Genomic DNA, 17,631 nt, shown 5'->3' with positions numbered 1-17,631 from the left:
CGCCGCGAGCCGACGGACGCGCCCCTTGGCGCGCGCGTCGGCTCGTCCGAATGGTTCAGGTGCGGTGACTACTCACCGGTCCGGCAGATCAGAACCGGACACCGCCCGTGGTGTGTGAGATTGCTGCTTGTCGACCCCAGCACGAGTCGTGCAACACCGCGCCGTCCGTGACTACCGACTACGACCAGCTGACACGTCGCGGACAGATCGGTCAATGCCCGAGCAGCGCCGCCTTGCCGAACCACGTGTTCGACCACTACGTCGGGATACTTGTCCGACCACCCGGCAAGGCTCTCGGCCAGAACGGCTCGTTCTTCCAGTTCCAGTGCGGGCCAGTCGATCAGACCGGGAAGCGTGACGCCCCCCGTACGGGACACTGCATCCCAGGCGTGCACAGCGACCAGTGGCACACCGAGGTGGGATGCGAAGTCGAAGGCGAACTCGACGGCAACTTCGCTGGTCGCGCTGCCGTCGACCCCGACCGCTACGGGTTGTTCGGATCGGTCACCGGTGTCGGAATCGCGCCACACCACAACCGGACAATGGGCCTCGTCTGCAACGACTCTCGCTGTGCTCCCCAGCAAGATTGACGTCAACAATCCGGATCCGGAACTGCCGACCACGATCAGTCGCGACGTATGTGAGAGGGCAACGAGCATGTCGGCAGCCGGCGCCGTGTCGACTCCGGTACTGACGGCCAAGTCCGGATGACTCTCTCGGATGGCTGCAGCCAAGGCGGCCACGGTGCCCTCGGCTGTGCGCCGCTGCTGCTGCCACACATCGGCTGGAATCACCACCGCGGATTCGGCCATGTAGAACGTCGGGTCCTGGACGGCGCTGACGATGTGGAGTGGCGAGTTCAGGTGCACGGCCGCGGTCGCTGCCCAGTGAGCGGCGCGCGTACTGTGTGCCGAGCCGTCCACTCCCACGACCACTCGCTGGTGATTGGCAAGAATCATGAACACTCCTCGTGTCGAGTGCGGGGAGAGGCTCGTCTGTCCCTGAGCCTTGCCCGCTCCGAATCGCATCCCGGCTTGGGTGCGGGTTCCATTCCACGTCGACAACGCCGTTGCTGCACAGAGCACTTGGTCCTCGGCGGCAGGGGCTCTGGTCCCGCGCCGACAGGGATCACCTCGACGCGGGCCGATCGCGACCGGACGGGTACGCGTTCTCTGTGGTCAGAATGGCGGACAGTTGCAATCGCGGAGTAGGTCTCGGTGCATGTCCCGCAGGTGCTGCACCGAGCCGAACGAGTACCTGCGGAACCCCGCTGTCCGGAGCCAATGACTCGACCAGAGCACGACTACCGGACTGTTCGGTCATGTGAGTGAGGGGGCAGGTAGCCAACCCGTCGACCGTCGCTTCCAACAGAATCGACGACAGCACCTGCCCGCAGTGCATCCAATCGAGCAGATGATCTGTTGGAGTACTGAGTAGGACAACGGTCGATTCGTCGAGAACATCAGCCCCCGGTGCCCGATTCCGGACGTCGTGCGGCGCCGGAAAGCTACGACCGACAGCCACATTCGTCGTTTCCGATCGATCGGCCAGCGCACGGTCCGGGATACCTGTTCCGGCGAACGAATGGCCCGCCCACCAACGAAGTTCGGCCTGGTAGGTGGCGTCGTACCTGCGCACTCCTGCGCTCGACATCGACGCCTCGGCAAGGGTTCGGCGTGACTGTGGCGTCAGGACGGAAACCGTCGTTCCGCGCTGGGCGGCGTCGGCGCGTGCGGCCGCACCGACGACCAGGCTGTCGGATGCTCGAGTGAACGGTCGTCGATCGGAATGCCGCCTGTTGATAGCGCTCAACAGGTCGAACTCGTGCGATTGTGGATGCGCGCCGTGCACGAATCGAATGCGGGCGAGGTGATCAGGTCGACCAGGGATCGGAAGCTCGAGAACGTCCGCGGACCAGCGAAAGGTGACCGCAGCTTTCCGGAGATGGTCGAGCGCCGCTCCGCAACTGATCACAAGTTGCCGTCCGGTGGGATCGATCGTGTCGAGCAATCTGGATCGGTCCGTATGGAGGTCGAGGTAGCCGTCCCGATAACTCCACTTCCAGGGTTGACTGTTGTGTACCGAGGGCGCCCGGCAGGCCAGCTCCACCATCATCTGCACCACCGACGAATCCGGATGAGAGAACATCGAAATACCCCTTGTCTGCGGACCCCACAGTGCGCGTGGCCGTCAACGCTGTCGAGGCTCAGTCTCGGCGTTCGGCGGAGCGATTCGGCAGTGCCGATCGTCCTCGAATCGAGGGGCTTTGTGCCACGCGGTCCACCAGTGGTCGACAGTAAGCTTGCGGGACCGAGCACGGAAGGAGCCGTCGTGATCACTGTTTTCCTTGTCGACGACCACGAAATAGTACGACGCGGCCTCATCGACCTCATCGACTCCGACCCGGAGTTGACCGTCGTCGGCGAAGCAGGAACTGTCAGCAACGCGTTGGCACGTATCCCGGCTCTCCGACCGGACGTCGCTGTGCTCGACGTGCAATTGCCGGACGGTAACGGGATCGAACTCTGCCGCGAACTGACATCGGTCGTACCCGAGCTTCGTTCTTTGATGCTCACGTCCTACACCGAGGACCAGGCGATGCTCGACGCCATCCTGGCCGGCGCCAGCGGGTACATCGTCAAAGACATCAAGGGAATGGACCTGACGGCTGCCATCAAGGACGTCGGTCACGGGAAGTCCCTACTCGACAATCGCGCGGCCGCAGTACTGATGGACAAATTGCGCGCATCGCAGGAAGTGGCGTTGCCTGGCCCACTTGCGGCATTGACCGACCAGGAACGGGCGCTGCTCGCTCTGCTCGGCGAGGGTCTGACCAACCGTCAGATTGCCGCGCGAATGTTTCTGGCGGAGAAGACCGTCAAGAATTATGTCTCCCGCCTTCTGGCCAAACTCGGGATGGAGCGGCGCACACAGGCGGCGGTGTACGCGTCCAAACTGGACACATAGTGGCATGAAGCGACATCCGAGGGTCGTGACGCGCATACTGTCCGCGTGGTCGGAAACCCGTACGACACCGGGCACAATTACACCGGTGAATTGAAAGGCACGCTGTCGCAGCTGCGCCTGCGCGAGTTGCTGGGCGAAGTTCAGGAGCGAATCGGCAAAATCGTCGACGCCCGAGAACAACTCGACGGCCTGCTGCATGCAATGCTCGTCGTCTCCAAAGGGCTCGATCTGGAACATACGTTGCGGACGATCGTCGTGGCGGCGACCGAACTCGTCGATGCCCGGTACGGAGCACTGGGAGTACGTGGCCACAATCATGAACTGAGTGCCTTCATCTTTCATGGAATCGACGAGGAAAGCGCCGCGCGTATCGGTCCGCTGCCCACCGGCGGTGGTGTTCTCGGCCTGCTCATCGACGAACCCCGCGCAATCCGTCTCGACCACCTCTCCGATCACCCGTCCTCGATCGGTTTTCCTCCCGGCCACCCACCGATGAACTCGTTTCTCGGCGCCCCGATTCGTGTGCGCAACGAAGTGTTCGGCAACATCTACCTCACCGAGAAGAACAACGGGCACTCATTCACCGACGACGACGAGGCAGTCATCCAGGCCCTGGCGTCCGCGGCGGGCGTCGCCATCGAGAACGCGCGCCTGTACGACGAGGCTCGCACCCGTCAATCGTGGCTCGAAGCCACCCGCGACATCGCCACCGAACTGCTCGGCGGTACCGACGCCGATGTGGGCCTGCAAACCGTCGCAGACAAAGCCCGGGAGCTGACGGACGCCGACCTCGCGTTCATCGCGACACCCGACGACCCGGACGCGTCCCCGGAGAACGTCACCGAACTCTTGATCGGGATCGCGTCCGGTTCCCCGATGGATCACCCGGACAACATCCTGGGCAGCGCGCTTCCGGTCTACGGGTCGACATCGGGTACGGCGTTCCGCAGCCGTTCACCCCTGCGAGTCGACCGACTCGAGTACAACGCCACAGCAGCCACGCAGGCCGCGTACGGCCCCGCACTCATCTCGCCTCTGCAGGCGTCGGATCGCGTCGCAGGAGTGCTGGTCGTACTACGAAGGTCCAACCGAACCCCCTTCGACGACGATCAACTCGATTTGGTATCTGCGTTCGCAGATCAGGCCGCGGTCGCTGTTCGGATGGCCACCGACGCACGGAGGTTGCGGGAATTGGACGTTCTGGCCGAACGCGACCGCATCGCCCGAGACCTTCACGATCGGGTCATCCAGAGAATTTTCGCCGCCGGACTGTCGCTGCAGAGCACCGTGCAACGAACAGCCGACCCCGCACTTCGGACACGCCTGTCCACAACGATCGACGATCTGCAGGACACGGTCCACGACATCCGATCGGCCATTTTCGACCTTCAGACCCCAGACGCCACTCTGGGATTGAGGCGGCAGATCAACGACGTCGTCGAGGAAATGACCGCCGGCACCGAGCTACGAACATCGGTACGCGTCACCGGCCCGCTCTCCGCCGTCGACTCGACCCTCGCCACACACGCGCTGGCCGTCCTACGCGAGGCCATCAGCAATTGCGTCCGTCACGCCGACGCCCGAAATCTCGTCATCGCATTCGACGTCGCGGACGACCTCAGAATGGAGATCACCGACGACGGTGTCGGCATCCCGGACGGAGCAGCGACGAGCGGTCTGAAGAACATGCTCTCACGTGCGGTCGACAACGGCGGCAGCATGACGACCGGACCCGCGAACGCAACGGGCGGCACAAAACTCACCTGGTCAGCGCCGCTCCCCTGATCAGGCACCGATGGTTCTGAGGGCACAAAGCCTCTACTCGGGTGCGATGCAGACGACGACACTCGACGCCATCGTGTCACCGACCGAAGGGGAGTCCGTCATGCATCAGGTGAGCCATCCGATCGAAGTGCGAGAACTCAGCAAGAGCTACGGCGGCAAGATCGTTGTCGACAATCTCTCGTTCGTCGTCGAGGCCGGCGCCGTGACCGGTTTCCTGGGGCCGAACGGCTCGGGCAAGTCCACCACCATGCGTTTGATCGTCGGGCTCGACCACCCCACTCACGGTTCGACCTCTATCGGTGGTGTCAACTATGTTCAGCTCCGCCATCCGCTGCGCACTGTCGGCACTCTGCTCGACTCCGAGGCGGTACACGCGGGACGATCGGCCTACAACCACCTTCTCTTTCTCGCTCGAACACAACTGATTTCGACATCCCGCATCGACGAGGTCCTGGAACTGGTCGGTCTACGCGAGGTCCGGGACGAACGCGCGGGGTCATTTTCCCTGGGTATGCGCAAGCGGTTGGGACTCGCGGCTGCGATGCTGGGCGATCCGCGTGTATACATCCTGGACGAACCCATCAACGGTTTGGATCCAGACGGGATCTACTGGATGCGCAATCTCATGCGACATTTGGCAAGTGAAGGGAAGACGATATTCGTCTCCAGCCACCTGATGGGTGAGATGGCGCAGACAGCGGACAATCTGATCGTGATCGAGCACGGGCGGCTCATCGCGCAGTGCACCACCGAAGAGTTGATCGCACGCACCAGCCACGCATCTGTCGTGGTCAAATCGTCTGATCCCTCCGGACTCGCCGAGTTCATTGCGGCAGAGGGCGGCCGTGCCACTATGGAGTCTCACGACGCATCGACCGTGCGCGGAATATCGGCTCGCCGCGTAGGTGAACTAGCCGACCTGCACGGCATTGTGGTCTACGAACTCAGGCCCGTGGAAGCCACGCTGGAAGACGCATTCATGGCGCTCACGCATCCCCCTACCCACATGAACTGCCCCCGCTGGTATCGGCGACCTTCGAAGGACAAACGAGATGAGCGCCACCGTATCTCTGGCCGATTCGCTTCCGTCGGTTCGACGCAGTTCCGAGATCTATGCCCTGCTGCAATCCGAATGGACCAAACTCGTATCCTTGCGATCGACTGTGTGGTCACTCGCTCTGTTCGTTCTGATCACCATCGGCTTCACGGCACTGTTCAGTTGGTTCACAATCGCCTACTGGGACAACGTGGATCCGGTAGCACAGACACAAATCGTCGCCGACCCTGCGCGACAGATTCTGGGTGCCGGCTTTCAACTCGGACAGCTCGCCGTCTGTGTTCTGGGCGTACTCGTCGTCACCAGCGAATACTCCAGCGGCACCATCCGAGCAAGTCTGATGGCCGTGCCGAAGCGACTCCCCGTGCTGGTGGCCAAATCGGTACTCTTCATGGCCGTTGTCTTCGTCGTCAGCGCGATCGCCGCGTTTCCAGCGTTCTTGCTAGGGTCCGCGCTGATGAGCTCGCGCGCTTCGGTCTCTCTGAGCGATCCGGGCGTCTTCAGGGCGGTGATCGGTGCGGGACTGTATCTTTCACTGCTCGGCGTGATGGCTATCGCGATCGGCGCGATGGTCCGACACACTGCCGGGGCCGTCACCGGGATAATCGCTTTCGTCCTCGTGCTGGCGCCATTGGCTCAATTGCTTCCGGGGACTGTGGGTCACCACATCCAAGCCTATCTGCCCTCTCAGGCCGGCAGTTTGATCGCCTCACCCATGCAGGCGCCCGGCGATCTCCTGTCACCGTGGCAGGGATTCGGAGTCGCGGCGATCTGGGCAGCAGCGCTGATATGCCTCGCCGCATACTTGCTCCGGCGCCGAGATGCATAACCGCCGAGGACCGTCAGGCTCCAGCCTCGCTCCCACGCAGAGAAGATCGCGGATCGGGTTGGCGACGAACAGTACTCTCCAGTCCCTCGGCGGTGCGGCACTCATCGCTTTTCATCTGATCGCAGCAAAGCCGCTGCGGCGGTGGCGAACAACGTGGGGCGCATCCATCTCGGAGATAGGCGAGGTGTTGCCCGGTGATGATTCGGTACCCACGCCGTCCTGGACCTACACGCATGCGGTTACCGTCGACTGCTCGGCGCGGCAGTTGTGGCCGTGGTTGGTTCAGATAGGACAGCAACGCGCGGGTTTCTACAGCTATCGCACTCTCGAGAACATGGTCGGCTGCCACATCACCCATGCGGAGGGAATCGATCCGGCATTTCAACACCTCGATGTAGGCGACCTCGTTGCACTACACCCGAAATCACCGCCGTTGACGGTGACGATTATCGAGCACGAGACGACGCTGGTTCTGGTCGGCCCTGGTCCAACACTGCTGGACAGCGCATTGTGGTCGTTCCATCTCCGACCCGCCGCCGACGGTGGAACGAGGTTGATCGAACGAGGAAGATACGCGCACGGTGGGTCGTTGGCCAGTCGCCTTACTTTCGGCCACTCGCTCGTCGAACCGATCGGATTCGTCATGAGCAGAAAGATGCTGCGCACGCTCCGGTCCAACGCCGCAGCACGCCCTGAAAGGCGAACCAACTCGGCGAGGACCCGAAGCACTTGGTTTCGAATGACCAATTCCTCTCGACGAGAGGACATTCGGCGGCTGCATCGATCGAGACGAGTCGATACGTTCGTGTGCGGGCGCGAAAGTCGTGCACCATCGGAACCGGAGGCCGCAACCCGGTCGGGGTGAACTGTTGGTCGATGTCGAGGCGTGTGGTGTGTGCAGGACAGACTTGCACTGAGTCGAAGGGGATCTTCCTGTTCATCGGCCTCACGTGACCCCGGGCCACGATGTGGTCGGCCGGGTCGCGGAGATCGGACCTGCGACCGCGTCCGACTTCCAGGTCGGGCAGTTGGCCGGAATCCCGTGGCTTTGCTACACGTGTGGCACTTGCCCGCACTGCAGGACAGGACATGAGAACTTGTGCAGTGAGTCCAGATACACCGGTTGGGACGAGCACGGCGGGTTCGCCGACTGGACGACCGTGCCTGAGGACTATGCCCTTGCACTTTGCCTGAGGACTATGCCCTTGCACTTTCCGACGGTTACACCACAACGGAACTCGCCCCGCTGTTGTGTGCAGGAATCATCGGATATCGAGCACTGTCTCGAGCCGATCTCCCACCATGCTACAAACTCGGACTGTATGGTTTCGGGGCAAGCGCCCACATCGTCGGCCAACTCGCGCACTCCGAAGGCACGATTGTGCACGTGATGACCCGGGAATCTTCCGCCAGGGAACTTGCCTTGTCTCTCGGACTCGAATCTGCACAGGACACATATGACTCGCCACCCGAAAAGCTCGACGCTGCCGTTGTTTTCGCTCCGGTGGGAGACATCGTCCCTGCGGCACTCGCGGCACTGGCACCGGGCGGCACCCTGGTGTTGGCCGGGATCCACATGAGTGATGTTCCTGTGCTGAACCACGAACAGCATCTGTTTCACGAAAAGACAATTCTCAGCATCGAGGCGAATACGCGGGAGGATGCCCGAACCTTTCTGGAGCGATGCGGAGACACGCATCTCGACGTGACCACTACACGTTACGATTTCGAGCAAGTTCCGGTTGCTCTCCACGATTTGAAACACGGACGTTTCGCCGGCGCGGGCGTCATCGTGATGTAACTGGTCCGGATCTGCGGGTCGTTACCTCACGGAGCTGCTCGGGACAACAGGATCTCATCAGATGACTTAGTGCTCTGCCGAGGTTCGAGGCTCCGTTCGTAGCGTCGTTGTACGCACCGAAGGGATACTCCCTCGTGCAGCGAGGAGACCGATCGCATGTCCGATCTCGACGATCCCCAGCGTGGTCGAAATCTCGAATTCTGTGGGCAACCTCTGACGATCGCTCAGGCGCTGACAGCGTGGACGCGCCATCTCGACCACGAGAGAGCGCTGATGCGCAGCCCCCCTCGCGGAGCAGCTTCGTGCGGTCGAAGACCGAATCCGGGAGATGATGCGCGAGCAACATGTCACGGACCCCGAACAACTCTCCGCGAGCTCTCTCCATTCGCTGTCCCTCGGTGGTTCCGATGCTTGATTCAGTGCTCTGTCACCTGTGATCAGCCCTATAGTGTGCCGGGGCGGTACGGACTCACCTCCGCGGAGGCCGACAGACCATCAAAGGAACTTTCGCTTGGTACAGCAAGTTTCTGCTTGTCGAACCAGCTATCGCACCCACCAGCCCCGTGTGTCCTCTACTCCCGACGACAATGAGCTGGTTGTCCTCGCTTGCGTGCATGAGGGTGTGCGCCGGGCTCCCCTCACGCAGCACACGCTGGACTTTGCCCTCTGGATACAACCACTTGGGTCGTCGATCCCACAAGAGCCCCACCCAACGATCCGAGTCCCGACCGCCCCACCACGAGCATGTGGGCGTGATCTGAATTGTTCAATAGCGCTCGGGTGACGAAGTCGCCTGAGACCTCGGTGGTGACCTCCACGCCGGGCGCACGATCCGAGACGATCTTCTCGGCTTCGATCAAGAAGGCACGCGCGGCGTGTTGCGCGTGGTCGTCCCAATCTCCACGTCCCGAGATATCGAACTCTCGATAATCCATTACCCGAGATTCGATCGCGCTCAACAGATGCATGGGTAATCGCAACCGCGCTGCTACGTCGGCCGCCCATCGGCATGCACCGAACGAGTTCTCGGAACCGTCGATGCCGACCACGATCTGTCGATGATTGCTCCATACCGTCATGGTCGGTCTCCGATTCTTAGTAGAGCGAACGCCGTTCGACGCTGACTGTGTTCAGCGTGCAAGGCGGTCGTCTTCGTCCCCAGAGCACAAAGGCACTATGTAACGAGGGGCCCTTCGAGACCTTGGTCCTTCGTAGCAGGCCACCGAACAAAGGACCGATGCCTCTGTGCCGACAGACGTCGAACCGCGACCATGAGGTCATGGAGGAGACCGCTGTGCACTACCCACCGTTTCCACAGTCCACCGCGGTCGTGGTGGGCGTCGACGGGTCCGCGCAACCGGTGCCCAGCCGGGTGATCTCGGCGTGTGTACGGCTCATCGTGCCGTGGCACGTGCTATTCCTGGGGCAGTGCGCGGCTGATCGATGACCGGTCGGTACGCGGCGACGCGAACGAGAACACCAGCAGCACGGCCACGCCGGAGAGAACGATGCCGATGAGGTTCACACCGAGTTGGGCTAGAGAGCTCCACACCACGTTCCATTTCCCGGCGAACACCGCGACGACGGCCAATCCGGCCGCGGGCACCGTCGTCACGGAAATGAAAACGCCGACCAGAACACTGGACGTCGACGAAACCACAGCCAGCATTCCCGCGGCGCCTGCGAGCAGTGCCACCACCAGTGAAAACGGACCCACCTGGTAGATGAAGTCGAATGCGCGTGCTTCCTCGACGTCACCCACCCCGATCCAGTCGAGGCGGATCCAAAGCTGTGTTGCCAGAGCCGTGATCACGGCGGCAACGGGAAACGAGATCGCGAGAGTGCGTGCCGAGGTGCGTATCAACGTGGTGTCACGGCGGACCAGACCCACGGACATCGCCGCCAGCGGGCGGAATTCCGGCCCGACCACCATCGCGCCCACCAAGATCAACGGTGACGCGGTGGCAACGCCCACTGCCGACAGCAAGAATGCAATGACCAGATAGGCGACGAATGTAGGAGTGAGCCTCGCGCCCTCACGAACTTGGCCGAGCAACCGTTCCCACACCACTGCCCTGTCCGGTGTTCGACCAGCCGCCGCGTTGGCCCGATCTCCGGCTTCGGACAGCATGGTTCCGGTCGGCTCGAGCAGGATGGCACCGATATTCGGTAGGTTCTGCGCACTGAGCGCAATCAGCACGTCGTTGGCGGAGGCGCGCGCTACATCTGCCTCGACGACATCGCCGGGTGGATCGATCGCCGCGCCGACTGCGAGGGTTTTGTGCGTAGCCGCGGGTTCCTCGGACAGCACGCGCAGCACATCGCTTGTTCGCGCGCTCGGCGAGATGACGCGTAGATGCAGCACGTTCTGCCTCCTCAGGCCTGTTGCACGTGATCGGCGTGCGTCCAGCTCGATGGCCGGCTCACAACGAGTATCCCCGACTGCCATCTCGCGGCGGCCGATCGGATAGGTGTCCCGCGATCGGAGGGTTCCCGGAAGCGCTGTGGCGCGACTGAGGGCCATCGCCTGTGCACTGTCCATTGACAGCACACTTGCATTTTGCAAGTGTTAACGGCATGAGCCTCTTCATCACCTGCCCAGTCGACGATGTCGAGCGCGCCACCACCTTCTACACCGCCCTCGGCTGGACCCTCAACGCAGAGATGTCCGACCACAACGTCTCGTGCTTCTCGATCACGCCCGGGCAATACGTCATGCTCGGTAGCCGCGAGATGTACGCAAGCGTCGGAGGTACCGAGGAGTTGATCGGAGGGCCGGGTACCCCGTCGAAGGTCACCGTTTCCTTCGACCTCGCCAGCCGCGAGGCCGTCGACGAACTCGTCGAACGTGCAGGCGCCGCCGGTGGTCGAATCGGTGACACCGACGACTACCCGTTCATGTACCAGCGCCAGTTCGACGACCCCGACGGCTATCACTACTCCCCGTTCTGGATGAAGCCGGACGTCGACACGCCCGCATGAGCGACCTCGCCGCAGCGCTCGACGTCGTCGGCGCTCGGTGGGCTTTACTGATCGTGGAGCGACTGCTCGACGGGCCGCAACGCTACGGCGATCTCCAGCGCGATCTCGGAACGCCGACGAACATGCTCGCGACCCGTCTGCGCGAACTCGAAGCCGCAGGCGTGTTGACCCGTCTTCCGTTGAAGCACAACACAAGAGCCTACGCACTCACCGAACGCGGACATGCCCTGCGCACAGCGATCGACGCGCTCGGACGTTGGGCAGTGCACACAGAACGCCGAGGATGAGTCGGCCGTTTGGGTTCGCAGCGGTGTCGTCGGGCGAGGTTCGACTTGCCGAGTCCACCCCTTACTCGCGCGGCGTATCGCAATCGAGATGGACGCCTTCGAGAACCCGCGGACACGAACACAGCGTGACTCCAGCACCAGCGTCCGCGTCGTGTACCAATGCGATAAGTTCTCGCTATGGCGCGTGGCATCGCAGGGACGGCGCGGGGAATCACCCTTCAGCAGTTGCGGTACTTCGTGGAAGTGGCCGCCGAGGGATCCATCAGTGCCGCGGCCGACCTTCTCTACGTCGCGCAACCGACCCTGTCGTCCGCATTGAAAGACATCGAGAATCGCGTAGGGCGTACGCTCTTCCTTCGCTCGACCCGCGGCGTGACGCTCACCGAGGACGGGGCGGAATTCCTAGGGTATGCGCGTCAAGTGGTCGAGCAAGCAGAGCTCCTGGAACAACGCTATCTGGGCCGCGGACCCTCCCGGCGGCTGCTGGCCGTGTCGACTCAGCACTACTCGTTCGTCGTCGACGCCTTTGCCCGGATGGTGAAGGCATCCGAAGCGGCAGAATATGCGTTCACTCTTCGCGAGACCCGTACGTGGGACATCATCGAGGACGTTCGCACACTGCGAAGTGAGCTCGGTGTGCTGTATCGCAACGAGTTCAACGCAAACGTGATCGACAAGTTGATTCGCGAAGCCGGACTGGTGTTCACGCCGCTGTTTCTGGCGTCGCCGCACATTTTCGTCGCCCGCACGAATCCGCTCGCAGAACGAACGAGCGTGACGCTGAGTGATCTGGAGGATCTGCCCCGGCTCACCTTCGACCAGGGCGCCAACAACTCCTTTTACCTGGCTGAAGAGATCCTCTCCACCCGTTCGTCGAAGCAGGACATCCGGGTGAGTGATCGGGCGACCATCTTCAACCTCATGATCAGTCTGGCTGGATACACGATCTCTACCGGCATCGTCTCGGACGATCTCGATCCGTCCATCGTCGCCGTACCTTTGGACGTGGACGAACGAATCGAGATCGGTTGGATCGGTCATGCCTCGGTGTCCTTGACCGCTCAGGCCCGGCGATTCGTGCTGGAGATGCGCGACGTCGTCTCAGGATTCGGAGTCGATCTTCTGGGATAGCCATTCGCTATATCCAGCTATCGTTCGAAGCAATTAGCCTATGACGGTCGGTCTGTCTACACTCATTTTCGCGTCACTTTGCGCCCCCGATCTTCGAGTATCTCGGCCCGAGAGTCCATCTGGGGCAAGAGGATGCGGTGGGCCGAAGTGCTGCACAGAACCAAGCAATCAGCCGTGCGGCGACGCCCTCGTCGCTGTAGTTACCGCACATGATCGGGGCAACTCTCCACAATGACGAACGACTGTGCCTTCAGCATCGATACGACACGCTTCGACGAGGACTACACACCGTCGACCAGCTCGCGCAGTACGACGAATTTCGCGAATCTCGCACGGGGCGAGGGTCGCCGACAGAATCTGCGCAATGCGGTGACGATGATGAATACCCGTGTCAACGAGTTGGTGCACTGGGACAACCCCCGTGGTGACCGCTACAGGCTCGACCTCGACATCGTTTCCGTAGACCTGCATCTCGCGTCGGCCGGGGATGGATCCGCATTCCCGGTGATCGAAGTGCTCGATGTCGACATCGTCGACATCGAGACCGGATCCCGCACCGAGGGAATCGTCGGGAACAACTTCTCGTCGTACATTCGTGATTACGATTTCAGTGTTCGGCTCCCGGGGCACCGGGCGACGGGAATCCCCAGCGACTTCGGCGACCTGCACGGGCAGGTCTTCCAGCGTTTCGTCGAGTCCGACGAGTATCGCGAACGATTCTCGCAGCCGCCGGTCATCTGCATCAGTGTCTCGACGTCCATGACGTACCGCCGACTTTCCAATCACCATCCGATTCTCGGGGTGGAGTACGTGGCGGACGAGCAGTCGCTCACCGACCGGTACTTCGAGAAGATGGGGCTCCGCGCGCGATACTTCATGCCTCGCGGTTCCGCCGCTCCACTTGCCTTCTACCACCGCGGCGACTTGCTCAACGACTACTCGTTACTCGCGCTTGCAGGAACGATCGCGACGATGGAAACGTTTCAGAAGATCTACCGCCCCGAAATCTACAATTCGAATACCGCAGCGGCGCACGTATATCGGCCCAGCCTCGACAACGGCAACTACTCACTGCCACAGGTGAGTTACGACCGTGTCGAGCGCACCGGCCTCGCAACCACCCAAGGAAAGTTCACCGAGGTAAATCTCATCGAACCGTACGGCGCCGTTCTCGAACGGTGGGCTTTCGCGCAGACGGCCTGAGCCCGCAGAACCGAAAGGTACCAGAGATGAACACCCTCCTACCCACCTCGATCGTCGGTAGCCTGCCCAAGCCCTCCTGGCTTTCCGAGCCCGGAAAGCTGTGGTCCCCATGGAAGTTGCGAGAGGACGAACTGCGCGAAGGGAAACTCGACGCCCAAGCCCTTGCGGCGCACGAGCAAAAGCAAGCCGGGCTCGACATAGTCAGCGACGGTGAACAGACCCGTCAACACTTTGTGACCACGTTCATCGAGCACCTCAGCGGCGTCGACTTCGATCGACGCGAGACCGTACGAATTCGAGACCGCTACGACGCAAGTGTTCCAACGGTAATCGGCGAAGTCAGCCGCGAAAGGCCTGTGTTCGCCGACGACGCCGCCCGCCTCAGAGCGACAACCGACCAGCCGATCAAGTGGGCCCTGCCCGGTCCGATGACAATGGTCGACACACTCTACGACGACCACTACAAGAGCCGCGAAAAGCTTGCGTGGGAGTTCGCGACGGCGCTGAATCAGGAAGCGAAGGACCTGGAAGCGGCAGGCGTGGACATCATCCAGATCGACGAGCCTGCGTTCAACGTGTTCTTCGATGAACTGAAGGACTGGGGCGTGGCGATGCTCGAGCGTGCCACGGACGGGTTGAGCTGCGAGACTGCCGTGCACATCTGCTACGGGTACGGCATCAAGGCCAACACCGATTGGAAGGCGACGCTCGGGGCAGAGTGGCGTCAATACGAGCAGTCGTTTCCACTGCTGCGACAGTCTTCGATCGACATCGTGTCGCTGGAGAGCCACAATTCGCGGGTACCGGTCGACGTGATCGAATTGCTTCGGGGCAAGAAAGTCATGCTGGGAGCGATCGATGTTGCGAGTAGCACCATCGAGACGCCCGAGGAAGTCGCCGCCACCCTTCGACGCGCCCTCCCGTTCGTCGACGCGGACAAACTGTATTCGAGCACCAATTGCGGTATGGCGCCTCTCGATCGACGGGTCGCGCGAGAAAAGATGCGCACGCTCGCCGCCGGGACCGACCTCGTGCGACGCGAGCTGTCCTAGCGGCGCGACGGCACCCGAATACCTTGCGACACATCCGTTGCAAGGCACGTCCAGTCCCAGTGCAAACCTGGGAGGAGGAACGGGTGCTCCTCCCCCCAGGTCGTTTCAGTGTTGTAGTGCCGGGTAGTCGGTGTATCCCTCTGCACCGTCCGAGTAGAAGGTGCTTTGGTCCGGAGTGTTCAGTGGAAGGTCTTCCTTCCATCGGCGGGCCAGATCCGGGTTGGCGATGGCGGGACGGCCTACCACGACAGCGTCACCGAATCCGTCGTCGACCAGCGACAGAGCTTCGTCCCTGCTGGTGATTTCGCCGAATCCACTGTTGACGAGAACAGGACCGCCGAAGGTGCGGCGCAGATCCTGGACGAGCTCACCCGACGGATCCTTGTGCAGCACACTCAGGAACGCCAGACCCAGCGGAGCGATCCCCTTCACCAGGGCGGCGTAAGTCGCGTGTACGTCGTCGCGGTCGGTTTCGAGCGCATCCTGAATGTTGTGCTCGGGCGAGATTCGGATTCCGACGCGGTCGGCTCCGATGGCGTCGGCGACCGCTTGTGCGACCTCCACGACGAACTTCGCGCGGTTCTCGGGTGTGCCGCCGTAGGCATCGTCACGCTGATTCGATGCGGGCGAAAGGAACTCGTGCAGCAGGTAACCGTTGGCGGAGTGAATCTCGACGCCGTCCAATCCTGCTGCGATGGCGTTCTTGGCTCCTTGGACGAATTCCTCGATCACCGAAGGAAGTTCGTCGGTCGTCAGGGCGCGAGGCACGGGGTACGGCTTCTTCCCGTCGTAGGTCCGTGTCTCACCGTCGATGGCGATCGCGCTCGGGGCGACGACCTCGTAGCCGCCTGTTGTCGCCTCGTGCGTGACACGGCCTGCGTGCATGACCTGAGCAACGATCAGACCACCCTCGGCGTGCACGGCGTCGGCGACATTCTTCCAGCCGTCGATCTGCTCGGGCGTGACGAGGCCGGGTTGGCCGGGGAATCCCTGACCCGCGTGCGACGGATAAGTGCCTTCGGTGACGATCAGACCGAGCGAGGAACGCTGACGGTAGTGCTCGACCACCAGCGGGCCGGGAACTCCGTCACGCCCGGACCGCACCCGCGTGAGCGGAGCCATCACAAGCCTGTTCTCGAGGTCGAGGGCACCTAGCGTCAACGGAGAAAACAACTTCACTGATTCGACTCTTTCCAGACGGGGGCGATACTTACATCGGCTAACCGTCGGAGAACAGTCAGGTATTCCGGTCAGAGATGATCGTCACCATCGAGGGGTGTGCGACGGGACGTCGCGTGTCGCTACCGGCGCGTCAGGTTTCCGTTGTCTCGATCGGACTTCGCTGGCGCCGGACGATCCCCGTGACCACGGCGATGATGGCACCGACAGCGAGCACGACGGCCGATGCGAACGGGAGTGCGCCGTCCACGGCGCCCACCGCAAGGACGGCGGGGATCGCCAGCCCCGGCCATGGCATCACAGTCTTCCAATCACCCGAGCTCCACCCGAGGATGGAACAGATCCCGACGACGAACAGCACGACCCCGCCGCACAGGATCCAACGGCCCGCGTCGGTCAGCTCTCCGACGGGATGCAGAACATACTGCTGAATCCCCACACCGAGCAGCGCGACCCCCAGAGCAACAGGAAGATGGCCGTAGACATACCCATCGGCGCGACCGCTTTCCACCGCCCGATCGTCGTCCTGGATCTCGAACTTGGCTTCCGCACCGGCGATGTCGAAGTACATCCACCACACGGCAGCCGCAATGGTGAATCCCAGTGCTGCCACCGACAATGACGACCAGGCCCACGAAGTGTCACGCATCCCGAGCACGACGGCCGAAACCGATTCACCCAGGACGAGAATGACGAAGAGTCCGAAGCGTTCCGGAAGATGGTCGAGGTGAAGCGGCACGTTCTGACCCCACCGGGTCGCCGCGAACGGAGCAGCCGCCTCGACAGCGATGCCTACCGCCCACAGGACGTAGGTGAGCGGCGACGGAACGAACAGCGAAATCGTCCAGATCACGATGCTGATGACCGTCGCCGCGAGATAGAGATCGATGGTGGCCCGTACGTCGGCGATATGCCGCCACGCACGGAAGTAGAGCCCGGCGAGAAGCACCCGGGTCGCGATGTATCCGATGCCGAACGCGACGGTGCCGCTACCACCGATGGCCGTGGTCGCACTCGCCGCCATCACCGCGACCGCGAACGTCGCGGCCAGTTTGAGCACCCGATAGAGAACGTCGTTCGTGTCGAATCTGTTGGCGTACAACGTAGTCGTCACCCACGACCACCAGGTGACAGCGAACAGTCCGGTGAACACCGCTACCCCGTGCCACCCCAGGTCGTCTTTCAAGCCGATCGCGAGCTGATGAACAACCAGCACATAAGCGAGATCGAAGAACAGCTCCAGCCGCGTTGCGGCACGATCGTCCTTGGTTCGAAGTCGAGGCGGCTGAAACACCGGGGTGGATTGATCGGCCCCGGAATCACCGTCCGCATGTGTTTCGGGGTAATCGTCCATGCCG

The 17,631-nt window shown here is 62.2% G+C and carries 17 protein-coding genes and 2 pseudogenes; 11 read left to right on the top strand and 8 right to left on the bottom strand.

Annotation, left to right across the window (positions count from 1 at the left end):
* Positions 1-68: 68 nt before the first annotated feature.
* Together BH95_RS09745 and BH95_RS09740 are read right to left on the bottom strand one after the other, a co-directional pair.
* A complete protein-coding gene (locus tag BH95_RS09745) occupies positions 69-959 on the bottom strand; it encodes a universal stress protein (protein ID WP_037181956.1) in 891 nt (296 codons plus the stop codon).
* 169 nt (positions 960-1,128) lie between these two features.
* Positions 1,129-2,148 carry an Acg family FMN-binding oxidoreductase gene (locus tag BH95_RS09740; RefSeq protein ID WP_052059982.1) on the bottom strand — a complete coding sequence of 340 codons (1,020 nt, stop codon included), beginning with the start codon at positions 2,146-2,148 and terminating at the stop codon, positions 1,129-1,131.
* Between the two features lie 183 nt (positions 2,149-2,331).
* Between BH95_RS09740 and BH95_RS09735 the strand changes: the two genes are divergently transcribed.
* Together BH95_RS09735 and BH95_RS09730 are read left to right on the top strand one after the other, a co-directional pair.
* Positions 2,332-2,967 (top strand): response regulator, encoded by a 636-nt coding sequence (locus BH95_RS09735; RefSeq protein ID WP_037113915.1) that lies wholly within the window; start codon positions 2,332-2,334, stop codon positions 2,965-2,967.
* Between the two features lie 45 nt (positions 2,968-3,012).
* Positions 3,013-4,752, top strand: coding sequence for a GAF domain-containing sensor histidine kinase (locus BH95_RS09730; RefSeq protein WP_052059981.1), 1,740 nt, complete (start codon positions 3,013-3,015; stop codon positions 4,750-4,752).
* A 76-nt stretch (positions 4,753-4,828) separates the two neighbouring features.
* Here BH95_RS09730 and BH95_RS29485 read toward each other — a convergent pair whose 3' ends face one another.
* The gene (locus BH95_RS29485; protein WP_244164907.1) at positions 4,829-5,035 is read right to left on the bottom strand and encodes a hypothetical protein; all 207 of its coding nucleotides are present in this window, start codon (positions 5,033-5,035) and stop codon (positions 4,829-4,831) included.
* Between BH95_RS29485 and BH95_RS29480 the strand changes: the two are divergent.
* From BH95_RS29480 to BH95_RS29975, 4 genes and pseudogenes are all read left to right on the top strand, one after another.
* A pseudogene (locus BH95_RS29480) lies at positions 4,955-5,419 on the top strand (ATP-binding cassette domain-containing protein); the annotation flags it as partial. The gene BH95_RS29485 and the pseudogene BH95_RS29480 sit on opposite strands and share 81 nt — an antisense overlap.
* A gap of 385 nt (positions 5,420-5,804) precedes the next feature.
* A complete protein-coding gene (locus BH95_RS29475; RefSeq protein ID WP_037161743.1) occupies positions 5,805-6,638 on the top strand; it encodes an ABC transporter permease in 834 nt (277 codons plus the stop codon).
* Between the two features lie 58 nt (positions 6,639-6,696).
* Positions 6,697-7,503 carry a hypothetical protein gene (locus BH95_RS09715; RefSeq protein WP_244164874.1) on the top strand — a complete coding sequence of 269 codons (807 nt, stop codon included), beginning with the start codon at positions 6,697-6,699 and terminating at the stop codon, positions 7,501-7,503.
* Positions 7,436-8,439: pseudogene (locus BH95_RS29975) on the top strand (zinc-binding alcohol dehydrogenase family protein). Before BH95_RS09715 ends, BH95_RS29975 begins: the two are co-directional and overlap by 68 nt.
* Before the next feature lie 469 nt (positions 8,440-8,908).
* Here the strand turns inward: BH95_RS29975 and BH95_RS29970 are convergent.
* The 3 genes from BH95_RS29970 to BH95_RS09700 form a co-directional block, all read right to left on the bottom strand.
* Positions 8,909-9,055, bottom strand: coding sequence for a universal stress protein (locus tag BH95_RS29970; protein WP_371828313.1), 147 nt, complete (start codon positions 9,053-9,055; stop codon positions 8,909-8,911).
* A gap of 22 nt (positions 9,056-9,077) precedes the next feature.
* Entirely contained in the window at positions 9,078-9,518 is a 441-nt protein-coding gene (locus tag BH95_RS09705) for a universal stress protein (protein ID WP_037181723.1), read from the bottom strand.
* A 335-nt stretch (positions 9,519-9,853) separates the two neighbouring features.
* On the bottom strand, positions 9,854-10,981 hold the full coding sequence (locus tag BH95_RS09700; protein WP_347876815.1) for a DUF389 domain-containing protein: 1,128 nt from the start codon (positions 10,979-10,981) through the stop codon (positions 9,854-9,856).
* A gap of 35 nt (positions 10,982-11,016) precedes the next feature.
* On the opposite strand from BH95_RS09700, the gene BH95_RS09695 reads away from it, so the two are divergent.
* The 5 genes from BH95_RS09695 (at position 11,017) to BH95_RS09675 (ending at position 15,094) form a co-directional block, all read left to right on the top strand.
* The gene (locus BH95_RS09695; protein ID WP_037181721.1) at positions 11,017-11,421 is read left to right on the top strand and encodes a VOC family protein; all 405 of its coding nucleotides are present in this window, start codon (positions 11,017-11,019) and stop codon (positions 11,419-11,421) included.
* Positions 11,418-11,708 carry a winged helix-turn-helix transcriptional regulator gene (locus BH95_RS09690; protein WP_020111294.1) on the top strand — a complete coding sequence of 97 codons (291 nt, stop codon included), beginning with the start codon at positions 11,418-11,420 and terminating at the stop codon, positions 11,706-11,708. Before BH95_RS09695 ends, BH95_RS09690 begins: the two co-directional genes overlap by 4 nt.
* Before the next feature lie 177 nt (positions 11,709-11,885).
* Positions 11,886-12,839: a LysR family transcriptional regulator gene (locus BH95_RS09685; RefSeq protein ID WP_019663369.1), complete on the top strand. Its 954-nt coding sequence runs from the start codon at positions 11,886-11,888 to the stop codon at positions 12,837-12,839.
* 231 nt (positions 12,840-13,070) lie between these two features.
* A complete protein-coding gene (locus BH95_RS09680; protein ID WP_037161714.1) occupies positions 13,071-14,042 on the top strand; it encodes a putative oxygenase MesX in 972 nt (323 codons plus the stop codon).
* 26 nt (positions 14,043-14,068) lie between these two features.
* On the top strand, positions 14,069-15,094 hold the full coding sequence (locus BH95_RS09675; protein WP_179276709.1) for a methionine synthase: 1,026 nt from the start codon (positions 14,069-14,071) through the stop codon (positions 15,092-15,094).
* 105 nt (positions 15,095-15,199) lie between these two features.
* On the opposite strand, the gene BH95_RS09670 is transcribed toward BH95_RS09675, so the two are convergent.
* Together BH95_RS09670 and BH95_RS09665 are read right to left on the bottom strand one after the other, a co-directional pair.
* Entirely contained in the window at positions 15,200-16,273 is a 1,074-nt protein-coding gene (locus BH95_RS09670) for an alkene reductase (protein WP_019663366.1), read from the bottom strand.
* Positions 16,274-16,406: 133 nt separating this feature from the next.
* The gene (locus tag BH95_RS09665; protein ID WP_037181716.1) at positions 16,407-17,627 is read right to left on the bottom strand and encodes a low temperature requirement protein A; all 1,221 of its coding nucleotides are present in this window, start codon (positions 17,625-17,627) and stop codon (positions 16,407-16,409) included.
* Between the last annotated feature and the right edge of the window lie 4 nt (positions 17,628-17,631).

The sequence above is a fragment of the Rhodococcoides fascians A44A genome (genome assembly GCF_000760735.1).
In the GTDB taxonomy this organism is placed as follows: domain Bacteria; phylum Actinomycetota; class Actinomycetes; order Mycobacteriales; family Mycobacteriaceae; genus Rhodococcoides; species Rhodococcoides fascians_E.
The sequence above is the reverse complement of the archived record's forward strand: the minus strand, read 5'-3'. Positions and strand labels throughout refer to the sequence as shown.

What these genes read in the sequence shown, in the direction of transcription:
- BH95_RS09745 (WP_037181956.1), bottom strand. Translation starts at nt 959, where the DNA reads ATGATTCTTGCCAATCACCAGCGAGTGGTCGTGGGAGTGGACGGCTCG.
- BH95_RS09740 (WP_052059982.1), bottom strand. Translation starts at nt 2,148, where the DNA reads ATGTTCTCTCATCCGGATTCGTCGGTGGTGCAGATGATGGTGGAGCTG.
- BH95_RS29475 (WP_037161743.1), top strand. Translation starts at nt 5,805, where the DNA reads ATGAGCGCCACCGTATCTCTGGCCGATTCGCTTCCGTCGGTTCGACGC.
- BH95_RS29970 (WP_371828313.1), bottom strand. Translation starts at nt 9,055, where the DNA reads ATGCACGCAAGCGAGGACAACCAGCTCATTGTCGTCGGGAGTAGAGGA.
- BH95_RS09705 (WP_037181723.1), bottom strand. Translation starts at nt 9,518, where the DNA reads ATGACGGTATGGAGCAATCATCGACAGATCGTGGTCGGCATCGACGGT.
- BH95_RS09700 (WP_347876815.1), bottom strand. Translation starts at nt 10,981, where the DNA reads ATGGACAGTGCACAGGCGATGGCCCTCAGTCGCGCCACAGCGCTTCCG.
- BH95_RS09695 (WP_037181721.1), top strand. Translation starts at nt 11,017, where the DNA reads ATGAGCCTCTTCATCACCTGCCCAGTCGACGATGTCGAGCGCGCCACC.
- BH95_RS09690 (WP_020111294.1), top strand. Translation starts at nt 11,418, where the DNA reads ATGAGCGACCTCGCCGCAGCGCTCGACGTCGTCGGCGCTCGGTGGGCT.
- BH95_RS09685 (WP_019663369.1), top strand. Translation starts at nt 11,886, where the DNA reads ATGGCGCGTGGCATCGCAGGGACGGCGCGGGGAATCACCCTTCAGCAG.
- BH95_RS09680 (WP_037161714.1), top strand. Translation starts at nt 13,071, where the DNA reads ATGACGAACGACTGTGCCTTCAGCATCGATACGACACGCTTCGACGAG.
- BH95_RS09675 (WP_179276709.1), top strand. Translation starts at nt 14,069, where the DNA reads ATGAACACCCTCCTACCCACCTCGATCGTCGGTAGCCTGCCCAAGCCC.
- BH95_RS09665 (WP_037181716.1), bottom strand. Translation starts at nt 17,627, where the DNA reads ATGGACGATTACCCCGAAACACATGCGGACGGTGATTCCGGGGCCGAT.